The sequence below is a fragment of the Cupriavidus sp. C1SS-2L genome, assembly GCF_057073735.1.
Map to the genome: position 1 here is coordinate 1,038,288 of NZ_CP172708.1, position 19,696 is coordinate 1,057,983.

The window sequence follows — 19,696 nt, forward strand, 5'->3', positions numbered from 1 at the left end:
TTCAGCTGGTGCTGTTGACAACATTCCAGATAAGGCTGGCCGCATCTTGACTCTCGAAGCCTACTTCCCCGTTCTCATCTTCATCATCTTCGGCGTCGTGCTTGGCATCGCGCTGATGTCGATTGGTCGGATCCTCGGTCCGAACAAGCCTGATCCTGCGAAGCTGTCGCCGTACGAGTGCGGCTTCGAAGCGTTCGAGGATGCGCGCATGAAGTTCGACGTGCGCTATTACCTCATCGCCATCCTTTTTATCCTGTTCGATCTCGAAACCGCCTTCCTGTTTCCGTGGGGTGTTGCCCTGCGTGAAATCGGCTGGCCGGGATTCATCGCCATGGGCGTGTTTCTGCTGGAATTCATCGTGGGCTTCGTCTACATCTGGAAAAAGGGCGCGCTCGATTGGGAGTGATGTGAAATGGCAATCGAAGGCGTTCTCAACGAAGGCTTTGTCACGACTACCGCTGACAAGCTGATCAACTGGACCCGCACCGGGTCGCTGTGGCCGATGACCTTCGGCCTGGCCTGCTGTGCTGTGGAAATGATGCATGCTGGCGCGGCGCGCTATGACCTGGACCGCTTCGGCGTGGTGTTCCGCCCGTCGCCGCGCCAGTCGGACGTGATGATCGTGGCCGGCACGCTTTGCAACAAGATGGCGCCCGCACTGCGCAAGGTCTACGACCAGATGGCCGAGCCACGCTGGGTGATCTCGATGGGCTCTTGCGCCAATGGCGGCGGCTATTACCACTACTCGTATTCGGTGGTGCGTGGCTGCGACCGCATTGTGCCGGTGGACATCTACGTGCCGGGCTGCCCGCCCACGGCTGAAGCGCTGATCTATGGCGTGATCCAGCTGCAGAACAAGATCAAGCGCACCAACACCATCGCGCGCAAGGGCTGACATGGCGAAGCTTGAGACCCTGAAGGCCGCGCTCGAGAAAGTTCTCGGCAAGCGCGTGCAGAAACTGATCGAGGCGACCGGCGAACTGACGCTGATCGTCAAGGCAGATGACTACCTCGAAGTTGCCCGCACGCTGCGCGACGATCCGTCGCTGCGTTTCGAGCAGCTGATCGACCTCTGCGGCGTCGATTATTCCGACTTCGGCGATGGCGCCTGGGATGGTCTGCGTTTTGCCGCGGTATCGCACCTGTTGTCCGTGACTCACAACTGGCGTCTGCGTCTGCGTGTGTTTGCGCCGGATGACGATTTCCCCGTGGTGCCGTCGCTGATCGACGTGTGGAACTCGGTGAACTGGTTCGAGCGCGAAGCGTTCGACTTCTACGGCATCGTCTTCGAAGGCCATCCGGACCTGCGCCGCCTGCTGACCGACTACGGTTTTGTCGGCCACCCGTTCCGCAAGGACTTCCCGGTGTCGGGTTACGTGGAAATGCGCTACGACCCCGAGCAGAAACGGGTCATCTACCAGCCGGTCACGATCGAACCTCGCGAAATCACGCCGCGCGTGATCCGCGAGGAAAACTACGGCGGCACGCAGCACTGATTAGGCGCCATGGCAGACATCAAGAATTACACCCTGAACTTCGGACCGCAGCACCCGGCCGCGCACGGCGTGCTGCGCCTCGTGCTGGAGCTGGACGGCGAAGTGATCCAGCGTGCCGACCCGCACATCGGCCTGCTGCATCGTGCCACCGAAAAGCTGGCAGAGCAGAAGAGCTGGATCCAGAACGTTCCATACATGGACCGTCTCGACTACGTGTCGATGATGTCCAACGAACACGCCTATGTGATGGCGATCGAGCGGCTGCTTGGCATCGAAGTGCCGATCCGCGCGCAGTACATCCGTGTGATGTTCGACGAAATCACTCGCCTGCTGAACCACCTGATGTGGATCGGTGCGCATGCGCTCGACGTGGGCGCGATGGCGGTGTTCCTCTACGCGTTCCGCGAGCGCGAGGACATGTTCGACATGTACGAGGCGGTGTCGGGCGCGCGCATGCACGCGGCCTACTACCGTCCGGGCGGCGTGTATCGCGACCTGCCTGACACAATGCCGCAATATCGCGCGTCCAAGGTTCACAACGAGCGTGCCATCAAGGTCATGAACGAAGCCCGTTCAGGCTCGCTGCTGGACTTTATCGAGGACTTCACCAACCGGTTCCCGAAGTACGTCGACGAGTACGAGACGCTGCTGACCGACAACCGGATCTGGAAGCAGCGTCTGGTCGATATCGGCGTGGTCAGCCCGGAGCGCGCGCTGCAGATGGGTTTCACCGGTCCGATGCTGCGTGGTTCGGGCATTGCCTGGGACCTGCGCAAGAAGCAGCCGTACGAGGTGTACGACAAGATGGACTTCGATGTGCCGGTGGGCGTGGGCGGCGACTGCTACGCGCGCTACCTGGTCCGTGTCGAAGAGATGCGCCAGTCCAACCGCATCATCAAGCAGTGCATCGAATGGCTGCGCCGTAATCCGGGCCCGGTGATCACGGACAACCACAAGGTTGCGCCGCCGTCGCGGGTGGACATGAAGTCGAACATGGAAGAACTGATCCACCACTTCAAGCTGTTCACCGAAGGCATGCACGTGCCGGAAGGTGAAGCGTATGCAGCGGTGGAGCACCCGAAGGGTGAATTCGGTATCTACGCGATCTCTGACGGCGCGAACAAGCCGTACCGCCTGAAGATCCGCGCACCCGGCTTCCCCCACCTGGCCGCCCTCGACGAGATGGCCAAGGGACACATGATTGCTGACGCGGTAACGATCATCGGCACGCAAGACATCGTCTTCGGCGAGATCGACCGCTAAACACGGACCGCTGGCCCGGACGACGATCCGGGCGCTTCCTTGCCGCGACCGGTGTGTCATCGGGGAGCGGCGGGGAAACCCACGGCGGAACGGCAGGGCCTAAGGCCCGCCGGCGGAACAGGCAGCGACGGCTGCAAACCTGCGGATGCAAGCCCGTTTGCTGCCTCCGCCGTTTTACTGCAATGACCATGCTATCAGCAGAAGCTCTCAAGGAAATCGATCGCGCGATCGCGAAGTATCCGGCCGACCAGAAGCAGTCGGCCGTGATGGCGGCGCTTGCCGTGGCGCAGGGCGAGGTGGGCTGGGTTTCCCCCGAAGTCATGCAGTTCGTCGCCAGCTATCTCGACATGCCGCCCGTGTGGGTGGAAGAGGTGGCGACCTTCTACAACATGTACGACACCAAGCCGGTGGGTAGATTCAAGCTCGCCGTCTGCACCAACCTGCCGTGCGCCCTGTCGGGCGGCGAGCGGGCCGGCGAGTACCTCAAGCGCAAGCTTGGCATCGACTACAACGAGACCACTGCCGACGGCTGCTTCACCTTGAAAGAAGGTGAGTGCATGGGCGCTTGCGGCGACGCGCCGGTAATGATCGTCAACAACACCCGCATGTGCAGCTTCATGAGCGACGACAAGCTCGACGCGCTGGTCGACGAGCTGAAGGCCGACGCTGCCGCCAAGGGGGCAAAGTAACATGACCTCTCTGCACGACCGCCACATCCAGCCGCTGATCCTGGCCGGCCTGGACGGCAAGAACTGGCACCTGGAAGACTACGTCAAGCGCGGCGGCTACCAGCAGCTCAAGCGCATCCTGACCGAAAAGATCCCGCCCGAGCAGGTGATCGCGGACGTCAAGGCCTCGGGCCTGCGTGGCCGTGGGGGCGCGGGCTTCCCGACCGGCCTGAAGTGGAGCTTCATGCCGCGTACGTTTCCGGGCCAGAAGTACCTCGTCTGCAATACCGATGAGGGCGAGCCCGGTACGTTCAAGGACCGCGACATCATCCGGTTCAATCCGCACTCGCTGATCGAGGGCATGGCCATCGGCGCTTACGCGATGGGCATCACCGTGGGCTACAACTATATCCACGGCGAGATCTGGAACGAATACAAGATCTTCGAGGAAGCCCTCGAAGAGGCGCGCGCCGCGGGTTTCCTCGGCGACAACATCCTGGGCTCGGGCTTCAGCTTCCAGCTGCACGCCCACCATGGCTATGGCGCGTACATCTGCGGCGAAGAAACCGCGCTGCTCGAATCGCTGGAAGGCAAGAAGGGCCAGCCGCGTTTCAAGCCGCCCTTCCCGGCGAGCTTCGGCCTGTACGGCAAGCCGACCACCATCAATAACACCGAGACGTTTGCCGCGGTGCCGTTCCTGCTGGCCATCGGCCCGGAGAACTACCTGAAGATGGGCAAGCCGAACAACGGCGGAACCAAGATCTTCTCGATCTCCGGTGACGTCGAGCGTCCGGGCAACTACGAGATCCCGCTGGGCACGCCGTTCGCCAAGCTGCTGGAGCTGGCTGGTGGCATGCGCGGTGGCAAGCGCATCAAGGCCGTGATTCCCGGTGGTTCGTCCGCGCCGGTCGTACCGGGCGAGATGATGATGGCGTCCGACATGGACTACGACTCGATCGCCAAGGCCGGCTCGATGCTGGGCTCGGGCGCCGTGATCGTGATGGACGAGACGCGCTGCATGGTGCGCTCGTTGCTGCGCCTGTCGTATTTCTATTTTGAAGAATCGTGTGGCCAGTGCACGCCGTGCCGTGAAGGCACCGGTTGGCTGTACCGCATGGTCAATCGCATTGAACACGGAGAGGGGCGCCAGGAAGACCTGGACCTGCTCAACAACGTCGCGGAAAACATCATGGGCCGCACCATCTGCGCGCTCGGCGATGCCGCGGCGATGCCGGTCCGCGGCATGCTCAAGCACTACTGGAAAGAGTTCGAATATCACGTCGAACACAAGCAGTGCATGGTTCCGGCCTACATCTAAGCGTGGCAGAACATGGTTGAACTCGAGATCGACGGCAAGAAGGTTGAGGTTGCAGAAGGCAGCCTGGTGATGGAAGCCGCCCGCAAGCTGGGCACCTACATCCCGCACTTCTGCTACCACCGCAAACTGTCCATCGCGGCCAACTGCCGCATGTGTCTGGTTGAAGTTGAAAAGGCGCCCAAGGCGCTGCCGGCTTGCGCCACCCCGGTGACCCCGGGCATGAAGGTCTTCACCAATTCGGAGAAGGCCGTCAAGGCGCAGAAGTCCGTGATGGAATTCCTGCTGATCAACCACCCGCTCGACTGCCCGATCTGCGATCAGGGCGGCGAATGCCAGCTGCAGGATCTGGCCGTGGGCTATGGTGCTTCAGAGTCGCGCTACAAAGAAGAGAAGCGCGTGGTGTTCCACAAGAATGTGGGCCCGCTGATCTCCATGGAAGAGATGACCCGCTGCATTCACTGCACCCGCTGCGTGCGCTTTGGCCAGGAAGTGGCCGGCGTGATGGAGCTGGGCATGCTGAACCGCGGAGAGCACTCGGAAATCACGACCTTCGTCGGCCAGACCGTGGACTCGGAACTGTCCGGCAACATGATCGACCTGTGCCCGGTCGGCGCGTTGACCAGCAAGCCATTCCGCTACTCGGCCCGTACGTGGGAGCTCGCACGCCGCAAGTCGGTGTCGCCGCACGACGGCCTGGGTGCCAACCTGGTCGTCCAGAGCAAGAACCAGCGCGTCATGCGCGTGCTGCCGCTCGAGAACGAAGACGTCAACGAGTGCTGGATCTCGGACAAGGACCGCTTCTCGTATGAAGGCCTGAACAGTGCCGACCGTCTGACGCGCCCGCTGCTGAAGCAGGGCGGCCAGTGGATCGAAACCGACTGGCAGACCGCGCTCGAATACGTGGCCAATGGCCTGTCGAGCATCAAGCGCGACCATGGCGCCGACCAGATCGCTGCGCTGGCCAGCCCGCACAGCACGCTGGAAGAGCTGTACTTGCTCGGCAAGCTGATGCGCGGCATTGGTAGCGACAACGTCGACTTCCGTCTGCGCCAGTCCGATTTCTCGGCAGCGCTGAAGGGCGCGCCTTGGCTTGGCATGCCGGTGGCCGATGTGTCCACGCTGCAACGCGTGCTGGTGATCGGTTCGTCGCTGCGCAAAGACCACCCGTTGCTGGCCTCGCGTCTGCGCCAGGCAGGCAAGAAGGGCGCCCGCGTCGCCGTGCTCGGTGCAGGCGGTGAAGACCTGCTGATGCCGTTGGCCGCGCGTATCGACGTGGCCCCGTCGGGCTGGACCGCTGCGCTGGCTGGTATCGCCCGTGCCGTGGCGACCGCCAAGGGCGTCGCCGCACCGGCAGGCACCGAAGGTTTTGACGGTGGCGATGCCGCCCGTGCCGCCGCCGACGCGCTGCTGTCGGGCGAGCGCCGCGCCGTGTTCCTCGGCAACGAGGCCGTGCGTCATCCGCAGTTCGCTGCGCTGCACGCGCTGGCACAGTGGATCGCTACGGAAGCCGGCGCCACGCTGGGCTTCCTGACCGAGGCTGCAAACACCGTGGGTGGCTATGTCGCCGGTGCGCTGCCGAAGCAGGGCGGTGCCAACGCGCAGGCGATGCTGGAATCGCCGCGCAAGGCCTACGTGCTGCTCAACACGGAACCTGAGTTCGACGCCGCCGACCCGCGCAAGGCCTTGGCCGCGCTGGCCCAGGCTGGCACCGTGGTCGTATTGTCGCCGTTCCGCTCGGAAGCGGCCATGCAGTATGCCGACGTGATCCTGCCGGTTACGCCGTTCACCGAAACTGCGGGTACCTTCGTCAACTGCGAAGGCCTGCCGCAGAGCTTCAATGGCGTGGTGCGCGCGCTCGGCGAATCCCGTCCGGCCTGGAAGGTACTGCGTGTGCTGGGCAACCTGCTGGACGTGGCCGGTTTCGACTACGACAGCGCCGAAGCAGTTCGCGCCGAAGTGCTGGCCAACCCGGTTGCACCGCAACTGAGCAACGCCACCGACGCGCCGATCCGGGTGAGCGCCGCCGCTGCCAATGGCATCGAGCGTATTGCAGATGTGCCGATCTACCACGCCGATCCGATCGTGCGCCGTGCCGAATCGCTGCAGCTGACCGCCGCGGCCCGTCGCGCGCAGCAAGTGGCGCTGTCCGCCGATCTGTTCGCCGGTCTGGGTATCCAATCGGGCGACCCGGTCCGCGTGACGCAGGGCGAGGGTAGCGTGGTGCTGCCGGGCGTGCTGGAAAACACGCTGCCGGCCAACACTGTGCGCGTTCCGGCTGCAACCCCGGCGGCAATGAGCCTCGGCGCCATGTTCGGCACGGTCAAGGTCGAGAAGGCTGTCGACCTGTCCGCCGGCCAGAAGGCCGCTGCAACGGCCGGCGCGGCCTGAGCCATACAAGAATAGCGAGAACGCAACATGATCGACTGGATTACCTCGCAAGGCCACGCCATCTTCGGCGGCGCTTGGACGCCGCTGTGGATCCTGATTCGGGCCGTGCTCATTGTGGTGCCGCTGCTGCTGTGCGTGGCCTACCTGATTCTGTGGGAGCGCAAGCTGATCGGCTGGATGCACGTGCGTCTGGGGCCGAACCGCGTCGGCCCGCTGGGCCTGCTGCAGCCGATCGCCGACGTGCTGAAGCTGCTGCTCAAAGAAGTCATGACGCCGACGCACGTCAGCAAGGGCATGTACCTGATTGCCCCGCTGATGGTGCTGATGCCTGCGGTTGCCATTTGGGCCGTGATCCCGTTCCAGGCGGAAGTGGTGATGGCCGACGTGAATGCCGGTCTGCTGTACGTGATGGCGATCAGCTCGGTCGGCGTGTACGGCGTGATCCTGGCCGGCTGGGCCTCGAACTCCAAGTACGCGTTCCTGGGCGGCATGCGCGCTGCCGCGCAGATGGTGTCGTATGAAATCGCCATGGGCTTCGCGCTGGTGACGGTGCTGATGGTGTCGGGCAGCCTGAACCTGTCGGCGATCGTGAACAGCCAGAACACCGGCTACTTCGCGAACATGGGCATCAACGTGCTGTCGTGGAACTGGATTCCGCTGCTGCCGATGTTCGGCGTGTACTTCATCTCGGGCGTGGCCGAAACCAACCGCCACCCGTTCGACGTGGTGGAAGGCGAATCGGAAATCGTGGCAGGTCACATGATCGAATACTCGGGCATGGCGTTCGCGCTGTTCTTCCTGGCTGAGTACATCAACATGATCATCATCTCGACGATCACGGCGCTGCTGTTCCTCGGCGGCTGGGCGCCTCCGTTCTCGAGCTTCGTGACCAATGCGATCCCCGGCTTCTTCTGGCTGCTGATCAAGGTATTCCTGCTGCTGTCGGTTTTCATCTGGATTCGTGCCTCGTTCCCGCGCTACCGCTATGACCAGATCATGCGCCTGGGCTGGAAGGTGTTCATTCCGCTGACCGTGGGCTGGCTGATCATCGTGGCGATCTGGATCAAGTCGCCTTGGAACATCTGGCACTGAACGGCCAGGCGAGGGCGCGCACGCCGCAACGATACGGTGCGCCCCTCCGGAAATACTAGGAAGCAATCGTCATGCTGCTCGCCATCAAGGACTTCTTCAACAGCCTGCTCCTGAAGGAACTCTTCAAGGGTATGGCTCTGACCGGCCGCTATCTCTTCGCGCGCAAGGTCACGGTCCAGTTCCCGGAAGAGAAAACGCCGATCTCGCCGCGTTTCCGCGGCCTGCACGCGCTGCGCCGCTACCCGAACGGGGAAGAGCGCTGCATCGCCTGCAAGCTGTGCGAAGCCGTGTGCCCGGCGCTGGCCATCACTATCGAGTCTGACGTGCGTGCCGACGGCACCCGCCGCACCACGCGCTACGACATCGACCTGACCAAGTGCATTTTCTGCGGCTTCTGCGAAGAGGCCTGCCCGGTCGACGCCGTCGTCGAAACGCCGATCCTGGAATACCACGGCGAGAAGCGGGGCGACCTGTACTTCACGAAGGACATGCTGCTGGCAGTGGGCGACCGCTACGAGCCGCAGATTGCCGCTGCGAAGGCTGCGGACGCCAAGTACCGCTGATATCTGTTGGCGCCGGCCCGGCCGGCGCTGCCAAGCGAATTTGAATCGGGTCCCGCAAGGGGCCAATGGAAGGATGCCGCAGGCGCGGGCCACCCGGTAGGGGAGGTTTGTGCCGAAGGCCAAGAGAGGATCCGACAAGGACCATGGAACTCACGACCACCATCTTCTACGTCTTTGCGCTGGTGCTGGTGCTCTCCGCACTAAAAGTCATCACCGCGAAGAACCCGGTGCACTCCGCACTGTTCCTCGTACTGTCGTTCTTCACGGCCGCGGCGATCTGGTTGCTGCTCAAGGCAGAATTCCTCGCCATCCTGCTGGTGCTGGTGTATGTCGGCGCCGTGATGGTGCTGTTCCTGTTCGTAGTCATGATGATCGATATCGACATCGAACATCTGCGCAGGGATTTCTGGACGTACGTGCCGCTCGCGTCTGTGGTCGGTGCGCTGATCATTGCCGAAATGGCCATCGTGCTGGTGCGCAACTTCATCGGCACGACTGCGCCGGTGCTGCCCGCCGGTTCGCAGGATCCGGGCTACTCGAACACCGCCGCGCTCGGCAAGCTGATCTACAACGACTATATCTATGCGTTCGAAGTGGCCGGCATCATCCTGCTGGTGGCTATCATCGCGGCCGTTGCTTTGACCCTGCGCCGCCGCAAGGATGTCAAGGGCCAGGATATTCCGTCGCAGCTGCGTACTCGCCGCGACGACCGCGTACGCCTGGTTGCCATGCCTGCTGAAAGCCAGACTGCCCAGGCCGACGCCGCGGCGACTGCCAACAAGAACTAAAGCCACGGAGAAACGCTGTGCTCTCTCTCGCCCATTTCCTCGTGCTCGGTGCGATCCTGTTCGCGATCAGCATCGTCGGTATTTTCCTGAACCGCAAGAACGTGATCGTGCTGCTGATGGCGATCGAACTCATGCTGCTTGCGGTGAACATGAACTTCGTCGCCTTCTCGCACTACATGGGCGACCTGGCCGGACAGGTTTTCGTTTTCTTCATCCTCACGGTGGCCGCAGCCGAGTCGGCAATCGGTCTGGCAATCCTGGTCGTGCTGTTCCGCAATCTGGACACGATCAACGTGGATGACATGGATACCCTGAAGTACTGATCCATGACGCACCACGCAATGAACCCAGACTGCTCACCGCTCGCACACCAATAAGCGTCCTATGGCAACCACGCTCAACCCCAACCTGCTGCTCGCGATTGCGCTGGCGCCGCTAGTCGGCTCAGCCATCGCCGGCCTGTTCGGCACCAAGTTCTTTGGCCTGTTTTCCTCGGAGTCGCGCGGCGGCCGGATTGTGGCTCACTCCGCGACGATTCTCGGCGTGGCCATTTCCTTCGTGCTGTCGGTGATGGTGCTGCTCGACGTGATGAACGGCGCGAGCTACAACGGCACCGTCTACGAGTGGATGGCCATCGGCGACCTGAAGATGGAAGTCGGCTTCCTGGTCGATTCGCTGACCGCGATGATGATGGTCGTGGTGACCTTCGTGTCCCTGATGGTGCATATCTACACCGTCGGCTACATGGACGGGGACCCCGGCTACAACCGCTTCTTCTCGTACATCTCGCTCTTCACCTTCTCGATGCTGATGCTGGTGATGAGCAACAACTTCCTGCAGCTGTTCTTCGGCTGGGAAGCGGTGGGCCTGGTGTCCTACCTGCTGATCGGCTTCTGGTACACCCGCCCGACCGCGATCTTCGCGAACCTGAAGGCGTTCCTGGTGAACCGCGTCGGTGACTTCGGCTTCATCCTCGGCATCGGCCTGCTGCTGGCCTACAGCGGCAGCATGAACTACTCGGACGTGTTCGCAGCCCGCGAGAAGCTGGCAACGGTGATCTTCCCGGGCACTGACTGGATGATGCTGACGGTGGCCTGCATCTGCCTGTTCATCGGCGCCATGGGCAAGTCGGCCCAATTCCCGCTGCACGTCTGGCTGCCTGACTCGATGGAAGGCCCGACCCCGATTTCCGCGCTGATCCACGCCGCTACCATGGTGACGGCCGGCATTTTCATGGTCAGCCGCATGTCGCCGCTGTTCGAGCTGTCGGACACCGCACTGTCCTTCGTGCTGGTGATCGGCGCCATTACTGCGCTGTTCATGGGCTTCCTGGGCATCATCCAGAACGACATCAAGCGCGTGGTCGCGTACTCGACGCTGTCGCAGCTCGGCTACATGACCGTGGCGCTGGGCGCGTCGGCCTACTCGGTCGCCGTGTTCCACCTGATGACCCACGCGTTCTTCAAGGCACTGCTGTTCCTTGGCGCGGGTTCGGTCATCATCGGCATGCACCACGACCAGGACATCCGCAACATGGGCGGCCTGCGCAAGTACATGCCGATCACCTGGATCACCTCGCTGGTGGGCTCGCTGGCACTGATCGGCACGCCGTTCTTCTCGGGCTTCTACTCGAAGGATTCGATCATCGAAGCCGTGGCCGAGTCGCATCTGGCCGGTTCGGGCTTTGCGTACTTCGCCGTGCTGGCCGGCGTGTTCGTGACCGCGTTCTACTCGTTCCGCATGTACTTCCTGGTTTTCCACGGCAAGGAGCGCTGGGGCCAGAACCATGCTCACCATGGTCACGAAGGCGACCACGAGGATGAGGAAGTTTCGCATGACCACCATCATGGCCTGTCTGCGGGCGAGAAGCCGCACGAGTCGCCGTGGGTGGTGACGCTGCCGCTGGTGCTGCTGGCCATCCCGTCGGTGATCATCGGTGCGATCGCCATCGAGCCGATGCTGTTCGGTGAATTCTTCAAGCACGGTGTGGCATTCAAGGACGTGATCTTCGTTGGCGAAAACCACCACGCCATGAAGGAACTGGAAGAAGCCTTCCACGGCTGGGTGCCGATGGCGATTCATTCGCTGACCACCCCGGTCCTGTGGCTGGCCATCGCCGGTGTCGTGCTGTCGTGGTTCTTCTACATGAAGCGCCCGGACATCCCCGAAGCGATCAAGAACCGCTTCTCGGGCCTGTACAAGCTGCTCGACAACAAGTACTACATGGACGCCATCAACCAGGCCGTGTTCGCACGTGGTGCCCGCCTGCTGGGTACGGGCCTGTGGAAGGGTGGCGACCAGAGCTTTATCGACGGCCTGTTCGTCAATGGTTCGGCGCGCGTGGTGGCTTCTTTCGCCGCAGCCAGCCGCTACCTGCAATCGGGTTACATCTACCACTACGCATTCGCGATGATCGTCGGCATGCTGGTGCTGCTGACGCTCACCGTCACGGGCGTGATTGGCACCAAGTGATAGGCACCGAGTAAGGAAAACAAAGAAATGGTTCTGTCTTTCGCAATCTGGCTGCCTATCTTCTTCGGCTTGCTGGTACTGGCCTCCGGCTCGGACCGCAGCGCCGGCTACGTGAGGTGGATGTCGCTGTTCGGCTCGATCGCCAGCTTCATCGTTACGCTGCCCCTGGTGTTCCACTTCGACAAATCCACGGCGGCGATGCAGTTCGTGGAGAAGTCGTCCTGGATCGAACGCTTCAATATCCAGTACTACCTGGGCGTTGACGGCATCTCGATGTGGTTCGTCGTGCTGACGGCCTTCATCACCGTGATCGTCGTGATTTCGGCCTGGGAAGTGATCACCGAACGCGTGGCCGAGTACATGGCTTCGTTCCTGATCCTGTCTGGCGTGATGGTCGGCGTGTTCTGCGCGCTGGACGGCATGCTGTTCTACGTGTTCTTCGAAGCCACGCTGATCCCGATGTACATCATCATCGGCGTGTGGGGCGGTCCGAACCGTGTGTACGCGGCCTTCAAGTTCTTCCTGTACACGCTGCTGGGCTCGCTGCTGACGCTGGTCGCGCTGCTGTACCTGTACAGCAAGACCGGTACTTTCGAGATCCTGCAGTGGCACCAGGCCAAGCTGTCGCTGAACGAGCAGATCGCGCTGTTCATCGCTTTCTTCATGGCTTTCGCCGTCAAGGTTCCGATGTGGCCGGTGCACACCTGGCTGCCCGATGCCCACGTGGAAGCGCCGACCGGCGGTTCCGTCGTGCTGGCCGCGATCATGCTGAAGCTCGGTGCCTACGGTTTCCTGCGGTTCTCGCTGCCGATCGCGCCTGACGCAAGCCATTCGCTGGCGGCGTTCATCATCACCATCTCGCTGATCGCCGTGATCTATATCGGCCTGGTGGCGCTGGTTCAGGCCGATATGAAGAAGCTGGTCGCGTATTCGTCGATCGCGCACATGGGTTTTGTAACGCTCGGTTTCTTCATCTTCAACGAAATCGGCATCGAAGGCGGCATCGTGCAGATGATCTCGCACGGCTTCATCTCGGGCGCCATGTTCCTGTGCATCGGCGTGCTGTACGACCGCGTGCACTCGCGCCAGATTGCCGACTACGGCGGCGTGGTGAACACCATGCCGAAGTTCGCCGCGCTGTCGGTGTTCTTCGCGATGGCCAACTGCGGCCTGCCGGCGACCTCTGGTTTCGTGGGCGAGTTCATGGTGATCCTGGGCTCGGTCGAGTTCAACTTCTGGATCGGCCTGCTTGCCGCCACTGCACTGATCTTCGGCGCCGCCTACTCGCTGTGGATGGTCAAGCGCGTGATCTTCGGCGACATCGTGCACCAGCACGTCCGCGAGCTGGTCGACCTGAACAAGCGCGAGTTCCTGATGCTGGGCCTTCTCGCCATCATGACGCTGTACATGGGCCTGCACCCGAAGCCCTTCACCGACGTGATGCACGCTTCGGTGGTCAACCTGCTGTCCCACGTGGCGCAGTCGAAGCTGTAAGCGGGGAGAGATAACACTATGCAACCGTCCTCGAGTCTAGCCCCTGTGGCGCCGATTATTTTCCTTGCGATCGCGATTGCCGCGGTCAACTGGATCGACCTTGCCCGCGGCAAGGGCAAGCAAAGCGTCGCGTACCCGCTGTCGCTGCTGTTCACGGCGGTGCTGACCGTCTGGTTCGGCATCAACGCCTCGACCGGCGAGACGCACTATGCGTTCGCCAACCTCGTCGTGATCGATCCGTTGGCCAATGTGCTGTCGGCGTTCTGCTCGGCCGGTCTGTTCATGACGCTGGTCTACACGCGGCGCTACCTGGCCGACCGCGACATGTATGCCGGCGAGTTCTACCAACTCGCGCTGTTCACGCTCGGTGGCCAGATCGTGATGATCACCGGCAACAACTTCCTGACCCTGTACCTGGGTCTGGAACTGCTGTCGCTGTCGTCGTACGCACTGGTGGCGCTGCGCCGCGAGTCGCGCGTGACGTCGGAATCGGCGATGAAGTACTTCGTGCTGGGCGCGCTGGCTTCTGGCTTCCTGCTGTACGGCATCTCGATGATGTACGGCGCGACCGGTTCGCTGAACCTCGGCGAAGTGTTCCGCGTGGTCGAGTCCGGCCGTGTCAACACGACCATGCTGGCCTTTGGCGTGGTGTTCATCGTCGCCGGCCTGTCGTTCAAGCTGGGCGCCGCACCGTTCCACATGTGGATTCCGGACATCTACCAGGGCTCGCCGACCGCGGTGACGCTGCTGATCGCAGGTGGCCCGAAGGTCGCGGCGTTCGCGCTGATCGTGCGCGTGCTGGTGGAAGGCCTGCTGCCGCTGGCCGCCGACTGGCAGAGCATGCTGGTGGTGCTGGCCATCGTGTCGCTGGCAATCGGTAACCTGACCGCCATCGTCCAGACCAACCTGAAGCGGATGCTGGCTTACTCGACCATTTCGCACATGGGCTTCATCCTGCTGGGCATGCTGTCCGGCGTGGTGGCCAACAAGGCGGATGGCGCGGCGAATGCCTACAGTGCGTCGATGTTCTACTCGATCACGTATCTGCTGACGACGCTGGGCACCTTCGGCCTGATCCTGCTGCGTACGACCAAGGGCTTCGAAGCCGAGACGCTGGAAGACCTGAAGGGCATGTCGCGTCGCAACCCGTGGTTCGCGTTCCTGATGCTGGTGATGATGTTCTCGCTGGCCGGCATTCCGCCGACCGTGGGCTTCTACGCCAAGCTGGCGGTGCTCGAAGCCGTGGTGAGGTCCGGCATGACGTGGCTGGCGGTGGTGGCGGTGCTGTTCTCGCTGATCGGCGCGTTCTACTACCTGCGTGTCGTCAAGCTGATGTACTTCGATGCGCCGGTGGGCGAAGAGCCGCTCGAAGCGACGGCTGGCCTTCGTTCGATGCTGAGCCTGAATGGTGCGGCAGTGATCGTGCTGGGCATCTTCCCGGCTGCGCTGATGAACCTGTGCTATCAGGCCATCCGCGCAACGCTGGCCTCGTAAGCGTACGAGGCGACAAGGCATGAGTTCCCCGGCGGGCGGCTGGTTTGTCATCTTGTTGGCACTGGTGTGTGCCAACCTGCCGTTCGTCAACCAGCGCCTGTTCGCAGTGATCCCGCTGCGCTGGAGCCGCAAGCCGCTGTGGCTGCGGCTGCTGGAACTGATCTGCTGGTATGCGGCCGCCGGCCTGGCCGGCTTTGCGGTAGAGGCAAGCCTCGGCAACGCCTTTCCACAAGGCTGGCAGTTCTACGCCATCACGGCGTGCATGATGCTGGTGTTCGCCTTCCCGGGCTTTACCTGGCAGTACCTCGTCAAACACCGCACGGCCTGAAGCCGGTCACGAAGCCGCCGGGCGTGCCATTCACCCGGAGCGCTTATGACGGACAAGACCCAGGACAAAGACTTTCCACCGTCGAGCGACGATGGACTCAAGGAAGTCTGCGTGGCTTCGGCCACCGTCCATCGGGGCAAATTTCTCACGCTGAAGCAAGACATCGTCCGCCTGCCCGACGGCAAGCAGACGGGCCGCGAGTACGTGGTGCATCCCGGCGCGGTCATGATGATCCCGCTGTTTGATGACGGCACCGTGCTGATGGAGCGGCAGTTCCGCTATCCGGTCGGTGAAGTCATGGTCGAATTTCCCGCCGGCAAGCTCGATCCCCAAGAGGGCGCGCTGCGCTGTGGCGAGCGCGAGCTGGAGGAAGAGACCGGCTACAGCGCTGCGCGCTGGGACTACCTGACCCGGATTCACCCGGTAATTTCCTATTCGACCGAGTTCATCGACCTGTTCCTCGCGCGCGACCTGACCGCCGGCCAGGCCAAGCTCGACGACGGCGAATTCCTCGAAACCTTCATCGTCCCGGCTGGCCAGGTGCTCGACTGGGTGCGCAAGGGCCGCATTACCGACGTGAAGACGATCATCGGCGCGTTCTGGCTGGAAAAGGTAATCTCGGGGGTCTGGCAACCGGGCGAGCAGCCGCTTCAGTCCTGATTCACTGAAGAAAAACGGCGATAGCCGGCCAACAACTGAGCGGTGTGCTTTTCGCGCCATAAGAATGCGGGAAATCCCTTTGGGAAAAAATTAGCACGACCGTTCACAAAATTTTGATTCACGGATACTATTGTCTTTGACGGGCTGGAAAGATCATGAAGGTGCTCGACCTGTGCTGTGCGCAAGATCATCGGTTCGAAGGCTGGTTTGCCTCAGAGGATGATGCGCAATCGCAAATCGCACGCGACCTCGTCCAGTGCCCGGTCTGCGGTGACCACGCCGTGAGCCGGCTGCCCAGTGCGCCGCGCCTGAATCTGTCAGGGGCGACGCAGGCGCAGCGCGGACCGGTGAAGGCGGAGCAGGCGGCGAATGCGCCGGCTACGCTGCAAGCCTTGCAGGCGGCCTATATGAGGGCCGTGCGCAAGGTGATGGCACAGACCGAGGACGTGGGCGACCGCTTTGCCGAGGAGGCAAGGCGTATGCACTATGACGAAGCGCCGGAGCGCGGTATTCGCGGTTCGGCTTCTGCGGAGGAAGTGCAGGCGCTCGCGGAAGAGGGCATCGAGACATTCCCGCTCGTGGTGCCGGATGCTTTGAAGCAGACGGCTCACTGAATTGCGTCCTGTGCCCGTAGTTGTCGGCGCAAGACGCGCAGGCAGAACTACTTGCCGGCACCGTGCCGGCATCACTGGAGACGGGCATGGATCTCAATTACTCGGCGTCCGACGACGCCTTCCGCGAGGAAGTGCGTAGCTGGCTGGAAGCCAATCTGCCGGCGGACATCCGCAGCAAGGTGCTCAACCACCGCCGCCCCAACCGCGACGACCTGGTGCGCTGGCACAAGATCCTGGCGGGCAAGGGCTGGTCGACGCCGCACTGGCCCGTGCAATACGGCGGCACCGGCTGGAACGCCACGCAGCGCCATATCTGGGACGAGGAAAACGCCCGCGCCGGCGCGCCCGGCGTGCTGCCGTTCGGCGTGGCCATGGTCGCGCCCGTGATCATGAAGTACGGCAACGAGCAGCAGAAGTCGTACTACCTGCCGCGTATCCTGGACTGCACCGACTGGTGGTGCCAGGGCTACTCCGAGCCGGGCTCGGGCTCCGACCTGGCTTCGCTCAAGACCCGTGCGGAACTGACGTCGGATGGCAAGCACTACATCGTCAACGGCCAGAAGACCTGGACCACGCTCGGCCAGCATGCCGACATGATCTTCTGTCTGGTGCGCACCGACCCCGAAGCCAAGAAGCAGGAAGGCATCTCGTTCCTGCTGATCGACATGAAGACGCCGGGCATCACCGTGCGGCCGATCATCATGCTCGACGAAGACCATGAAGTGAATGAAGTGTTCTTCGACAACGTCCAGGTGCCGGTGGAAAACCGCGTGGGCGAGGAGAACAAGGGCTGGACCTACGCCAAGTACCTGCTCGGCCATGAGCGCACCGGCATTGCCCGCGTCGGCAATTCGAAGCGCGAGCTTGGCTTCCTCAAGCGCGTGGCGCGCCAGCAGCAGAAGAACGGCAAGCCGCTGCTCGAAGATCCGGTGTTCGGCGCCAAGGTCGCCGCACTGGAAATCGAACTGATGGCCCTGGAGATCACCGTGCTGCGCGTTGTGTCGAGCGAAGCCGCGGGCAAGGGCCCCGGTCCGGAAGCGTCGATGCTGAAGATCAAGGGCACGGAGATCCAGCAATTGCTGACCGAGTTGATGGTGGAAGCCGTCGGCCCGTACGCGCAGCCGTTCGACCCGGCCTACCTGGAGTGCGAACACGAGCATGCGGTGACCGGCTATGACGACGCCGCTCCGCTGGCCTCCTACTACTTCAACTATCGCAAGACCTCCATCTACGGCGGGTCCAATGAAATCCAGCGCAACATCATCAGCCAGATGATCCTGGGGCTGTGAGGAGACACGGAACATGAACTTCAATCTCAGCGACGAACAGAAGCAACTGGCTGACGCCGTACGCCGTTTCATCGACAAGGACTACGACTTCGAGTCGCGCAAGAAGCGCTACGAGAGTGCAGCCGGCTACGGCGAGAATACGTGGGGCGCGCTGGTCGAGCTCGGCCTGACCGCGCTGCCGGTGCCGGAAGAGCAGGGCGGCTTCGCGGGCAAGGCGCTGGACATGATGGTGGTGCAGCAGGAACTCGGCCGCGGCCTGATCGTGGAGCCGTACCTCGCGACCGTGGTCGGCGCGTATGCGCTGGGCCTGGCCGGTGGCCAGGAAGCGCTGCTCGAGCAGGTTGCAGGCGGTGAGCTGAAGCTGGCGGTAGCCTTCAATGAGCCGCAGGCGCGCTATGAGCTGAACAACGTCCGCGTGACCGCGCGCGACGGCAAGCTCAATGGCCGCAAGTCGGTGGTGATTCACGGCGGCCAGGCTGACAAGCTGATCGTGTCGGCACGCAGCAACGGTGCGGATGCCGATCGCGATGGCATCTCGCTGTTCCTCGTCGATGCCAAGGGTGTCGGCGTCAGCATCAAGGACTACCGCACCATCGACAACCTGCGCGCGGCCGATATCACGTTCCAGGATGCGCCGGCTCAACTGCTCGGCGAGGCCGGCAAGGCTTTCGACCAGGTCGAGCAGGTGGCGGACTACGCCGCGGTGCTGCTGTGCGCCGAGGCCGTGGGCGTCATGGACAACCTCAACGCCGCCACGCTGGAATACGCCAAGACGCGCCAGCAGTTCGGCCAGCCGATTGCGCGTTTTCAGGCGCTGCAGCACCGCATGGTCGAGATGTTCATCCATGCCGAGCAGTCGCGCTCGATCACGCTGCTGGCAGCGGCCCGCTTCGAGGAGAGCAACCCCGAAGAGCGCCGCCGCTACGTCTCGGCCGCCAAGGCACGGGTCGGCCAGGCCGCGCGCTATGTCGGCCAGGAAGCCGTGCAGATCCACGGTGGCATGGGCGTGACCAACGAACTGCCGGCCGCGCACATGTTCAAGCGCCTGACGCTGATCAACACCACGTTCGGTGACGTGGATCATCACCTGGGCCGGTTCGCCGGCCAGGCAAGCTTCCAGGAAGCTGCCTGATCCAATGATGACTGTCGAAACCGCGCCGTAGTCCAGGCGCGGTTTTTTCTTTATGGGCTGTTAGGGGCGGCTTCGGCAAATACGGACGCACGCCGTCACGCGCCATGCGATGATCGTGATGACAAGTCAACAGCCAGCGACTACGGAGACACAATCCATGCTGTATTTCGAGGACTTTGAGGTGGGCAGCCGCCGTGAACTCGGCTCCTACCTCGTCACTGAGGAAGAGATCCTCAGCTTTGCCCGTCAGTACGACCCTCAGCCGTTCCACATCGACAAGGAAGCGGCCGCCAAGAGCATCTACGGCGGACTGATTTCCAGCGGCTGGATGACGTGCTCGATCATGATGCGCCTGCTGGTGCTCAGCACAACGGGCAAGTCGGCCAGCATGGGTTCGCCGGGCGTCGACGAGATCCGCTGGCTGAAGCCTGTCTATGCCGGCGACACGCTGACCGCCGTGCTGGTCGTGCTGGATACCCGGCCGTCGCAATCCAAGCCCGATCGTGGCGTGGTGCACACCCAGTGGGAAGCCACCAACCAGCGCGGCGAACTGGTCTGCACGGTCAAGGGCATGGGCATGTACGGCCGCCGTCCCGCCTGAGATCGCAACACACCCTAAACACAGAGGAGATCACCG

20 protein-coding genes are annotated in these 19,696 nt (G+C 62.6%); all 20 read left to right on the forward strand.

Annotated features, from left to right (window positions below; translation table 11 throughout):
• Positions 1 to 46: 46 nt before the first annotated feature.
• The 20 genes from ACIGJG_RS04805 (at position 47) to ACIGJG_RS04900 (ending at position 19,660) form a co-directional block, all read left to right on the forward strand.
• Positions 47 to 406, forward strand: coding sequence for an NADH-quinone oxidoreductase subunit A (locus ACIGJG_RS04805; RefSeq protein ID WP_011297144.1), 360 nt, complete (start codon positions 47 to 49; stop codon positions 404 to 406).
• A gap of 6 nt (positions 407 to 412) precedes the next feature.
• On the forward strand, positions 413 to 895 hold the full coding sequence (locus ACIGJG_RS04810) for a NuoB/complex I 20 kDa subunit family protein (protein WP_011297145.1): 483 nt from the start codon (positions 413 to 415) through the stop codon (positions 893 to 895).
• 1 nt (position 896) lies between these two features.
• On the forward strand, positions 897 to 1,496 hold the full coding sequence (locus tag ACIGJG_RS04815; RefSeq protein ID WP_011297146.1) for an NADH-quinone oxidoreductase subunit C: 600 nt from the start codon (positions 897 to 899) through the stop codon (positions 1,494 to 1,496).
• 9 nt (positions 1,497 to 1,505) lie between these two features.
• Entirely contained in the window at positions 1,506 to 2,759 is a 1,254-nt protein-coding gene (locus ACIGJG_RS04820) for an NADH-quinone oxidoreductase subunit D (protein WP_011297147.1), read from the forward strand.
• Positions 2,760 to 2,947: 188 nt separating this feature from the next.
• Positions 2,948 to 3,448 carry an NADH-quinone oxidoreductase subunit NuoE gene (nuoE, locus tag ACIGJG_RS04825; protein WP_041679856.1) on the forward strand — a complete coding sequence of 167 codons (501 nt, stop codon included), beginning with the start codon at positions 2,948 to 2,950 and terminating at the stop codon, positions 3,446 to 3,448.
• Between the two features lies 1 nt (position 3,449).
• Complete coding sequence (gene nuoF, locus ACIGJG_RS04830; RefSeq protein ID WP_011297149.1) at positions 3,450 to 4,745, forward strand: NADH-quinone oxidoreductase subunit NuoF; 1,296 nt, start codon at positions 3,450 to 3,452, stop codon at positions 4,743 to 4,745.
• Between the two features lie 12 nt (positions 4,746 to 4,757).
• Positions 4,758 to 7,133, forward strand: coding sequence for an NADH-quinone oxidoreductase subunit NuoG (gene nuoG / locus ACIGJG_RS04835; RefSeq protein WP_011297150.1), 2,376 nt, complete (start codon positions 4,758 to 4,760; stop codon positions 7,131 to 7,133).
• A gap of 27 nt (positions 7,134 to 7,160) precedes the next feature.
• On the forward strand, positions 7,161 to 8,225 hold the full coding sequence (gene nuoH / locus ACIGJG_RS04840; RefSeq protein WP_011297151.1) for an NADH-quinone oxidoreductase subunit NuoH: 1,065 nt from the start codon (positions 7,161 to 7,163) through the stop codon (positions 8,223 to 8,225).
• Positions 8,226 to 8,296: 71 nt separating this feature from the next.
• On the forward strand, positions 8,297 to 8,788 hold the full coding sequence (nuoI, locus tag ACIGJG_RS04845; RefSeq protein ID WP_011297152.1) for an NADH-quinone oxidoreductase subunit NuoI: 492 nt from the start codon (positions 8,297 to 8,299) through the stop codon (positions 8,786 to 8,788).
• 143 nt (positions 8,789 to 8,931) lie between these two features.
• Complete coding sequence (locus ACIGJG_RS04850) at positions 8,932 to 9,576, forward strand: NADH-quinone oxidoreductase subunit J (protein ID WP_041679521.1); 645 nt, start codon at positions 8,932 to 8,934, stop codon at positions 9,574 to 9,576.
• Positions 9,577 to 9,593: 17 nt separating this feature from the next.
• Positions 9,594 to 9,899 carry an NADH-quinone oxidoreductase subunit NuoK gene (nuoK, locus tag ACIGJG_RS04855; RefSeq protein WP_011297154.1) on the forward strand — a complete coding sequence of 102 codons (306 nt, stop codon included), beginning with the start codon at positions 9,594 to 9,596 and terminating at the stop codon, positions 9,897 to 9,899.
• Positions 9,900 to 9,960: 61 nt separating this feature from the next.
• Positions 9,961 to 12,048, forward strand: a complete 2,088-nt coding sequence (gene nuoL / locus ACIGJG_RS04860) for an NADH-quinone oxidoreductase subunit L (protein WP_011297155.1) — start codon at positions 9,961 to 9,963, stop codon at positions 12,046 to 12,048.
• 27 nt (positions 12,049 to 12,075) lie between these two features.
• Positions 12,076 to 13,542, forward strand: coding sequence for an NADH-quinone oxidoreductase subunit M (locus tag ACIGJG_RS04865; protein WP_011297156.1), 1,467 nt, complete (start codon positions 12,076 to 12,078; stop codon positions 13,540 to 13,542).
• A gap of 18 nt (positions 13,543 to 13,560) precedes the next feature.
• Positions 13,561 to 15,036 (forward strand): NADH-quinone oxidoreductase subunit NuoN, encoded by a 1,476-nt coding sequence (nuoN, locus tag ACIGJG_RS04870; RefSeq protein WP_011297157.1) that lies wholly within the window; start codon positions 13,561 to 13,563, stop codon positions 15,034 to 15,036.
• A gap of 19 nt (positions 15,037 to 15,055) precedes the next feature.
• The gene (locus tag ACIGJG_RS04875; RefSeq protein WP_011297158.1) at positions 15,056 to 15,364 is read left to right on the forward strand and encodes a DUF2818 family protein; all 309 of its coding nucleotides are present in this window, start codon (positions 15,056 to 15,058) and stop codon (positions 15,362 to 15,364) included.
• Between the two features lie 45 nt (positions 15,365 to 15,409).
• Positions 15,410 to 16,024, forward strand: coding sequence for an NUDIX domain-containing protein (locus tag ACIGJG_RS04880; RefSeq protein ID WP_483672832.1), 615 nt, complete (start codon positions 15,410 to 15,412; stop codon positions 16,022 to 16,024).
• Between the two features lie 155 nt (positions 16,025 to 16,179).
• Entirely contained in the window at positions 16,180 to 16,638 is a 459-nt protein-coding gene (locus tag ACIGJG_RS04885; protein ID WP_483672833.1) for a DUF1178 family protein, read from the forward strand.
• 86 nt (positions 16,639 to 16,724) lie between these two features.
• Entirely contained in the window at positions 16,725 to 17,927 is a 1,203-nt protein-coding gene (locus ACIGJG_RS04890; protein ID WP_011297161.1) for an acyl-CoA dehydrogenase family protein, read from the forward strand.
• Between the two features lie 13 nt (positions 17,928 to 17,940).
• Entirely contained in the window at positions 17,941 to 19,059 is a 1,119-nt protein-coding gene (locus ACIGJG_RS04895; protein WP_011297162.1) for an acyl-CoA dehydrogenase family protein, read from the forward strand.
• A gap of 157 nt (positions 19,060 to 19,216) precedes the next feature.
• A complete protein-coding gene (locus tag ACIGJG_RS04900; RefSeq protein ID WP_011297163.1) occupies positions 19,217 to 19,660 on the forward strand; it encodes a MaoC family dehydratase in 444 nt (147 codons plus the stop codon).
• Positions 19,661 to 19,696 lie beyond the last annotated feature (36 nt).

Bases quoted from the DNA above. Each gene is read 5' to 3' on its own strand.
- nuoL (WP_011297155.1), top strand. From the start codon at position 9,961: ATGGCAACCACGCTCAACCCCAACCTGCTGCTCGCGATTGCGCTGGCG.
- ACIGJG_RS04820 (WP_011297147.1), top strand. From the start codon at position 1,506: ATGGCAGACATCAAGAATTACACCCTGAACTTCGGACCGCAGCACCCG.
- ACIGJG_RS04875 (WP_011297158.1), top strand. From the start codon at position 15,056: ATGAGTTCCCCGGCGGGCGGCTGGTTTGTCATCTTGTTGGCACTGGTG.
- nuoH (WP_011297151.1), top strand. From the start codon at position 7,161: ATGATCGACTGGATTACCTCGCAAGGCCACGCCATCTTCGGCGGCGCT.
- nuoN (WP_011297157.1), top strand. From the start codon at position 13,561: ATGCAACCGTCCTCGAGTCTAGCCCCTGTGGCGCCGATTATTTTCCTT.
- ACIGJG_RS04900 (WP_011297163.1), top strand. From the start codon at position 19,217: ATGCTGTATTTCGAGGACTTTGAGGTGGGCAGCCGCCGTGAACTCGGC.
- nuoE (WP_041679856.1), top strand. From the start codon at position 2,948: ATGCTATCAGCAGAAGCTCTCAAGGAAATCGATCGCGCGATCGCGAAG.
- ACIGJG_RS04865 (WP_011297156.1), top strand. From the start codon at position 12,076: ATGGTTCTGTCTTTCGCAATCTGGCTGCCTATCTTCTTCGGCTTGCTG.
- ACIGJG_RS04885 (WP_483672833.1), top strand. From the start codon at position 16,180: ATGAAGGTGCTCGACCTGTGCTGTGCGCAAGATCATCGGTTCGAAGGC.
- ACIGJG_RS04880 (WP_483672832.1), top strand. From the start codon at position 15,410: ATGACGGACAAGACCCAGGACAAAGACTTTCCACCGTCGAGCGACGAT.
- nuoG (WP_011297150.1), top strand. From the start codon at position 4,758: ATGGTTGAACTCGAGATCGACGGCAAGAAGGTTGAGGTTGCAGAAGGC.
- nuoI (WP_011297152.1), top strand. From the start codon at position 8,297: ATGCTGCTCGCCATCAAGGACTTCTTCAACAGCCTGCTCCTGAAGGAA.
- ACIGJG_RS04895 (WP_011297162.1), top strand. From the start codon at position 17,941: ATGAACTTCAATCTCAGCGACGAACAGAAGCAACTGGCTGACGCCGTA.
- ACIGJG_RS04810 (WP_011297145.1), top strand. From the start codon at position 413: ATGGCAATCGAAGGCGTTCTCAACGAAGGCTTTGTCACGACTACCGCT.
- ACIGJG_RS04850 (WP_041679521.1), top strand. From the start codon at position 8,932: ATGGAACTCACGACCACCATCTTCTACGTCTTTGCGCTGGTGCTGGTG.
- nuoF (WP_011297149.1), top strand. From the start codon at position 3,450: ATGACCTCTCTGCACGACCGCCACATCCAGCCGCTGATCCTGGCCGGC.
- ACIGJG_RS04890 (WP_011297161.1), top strand. From the start codon at position 16,725: ATGGATCTCAATTACTCGGCGTCCGACGACGCCTTCCGCGAGGAAGTG.
- ACIGJG_RS04815 (WP_011297146.1), top strand. From the start codon at position 897: ATGGCGAAGCTTGAGACCCTGAAGGCCGCGCTCGAGAAAGTTCTCGGC.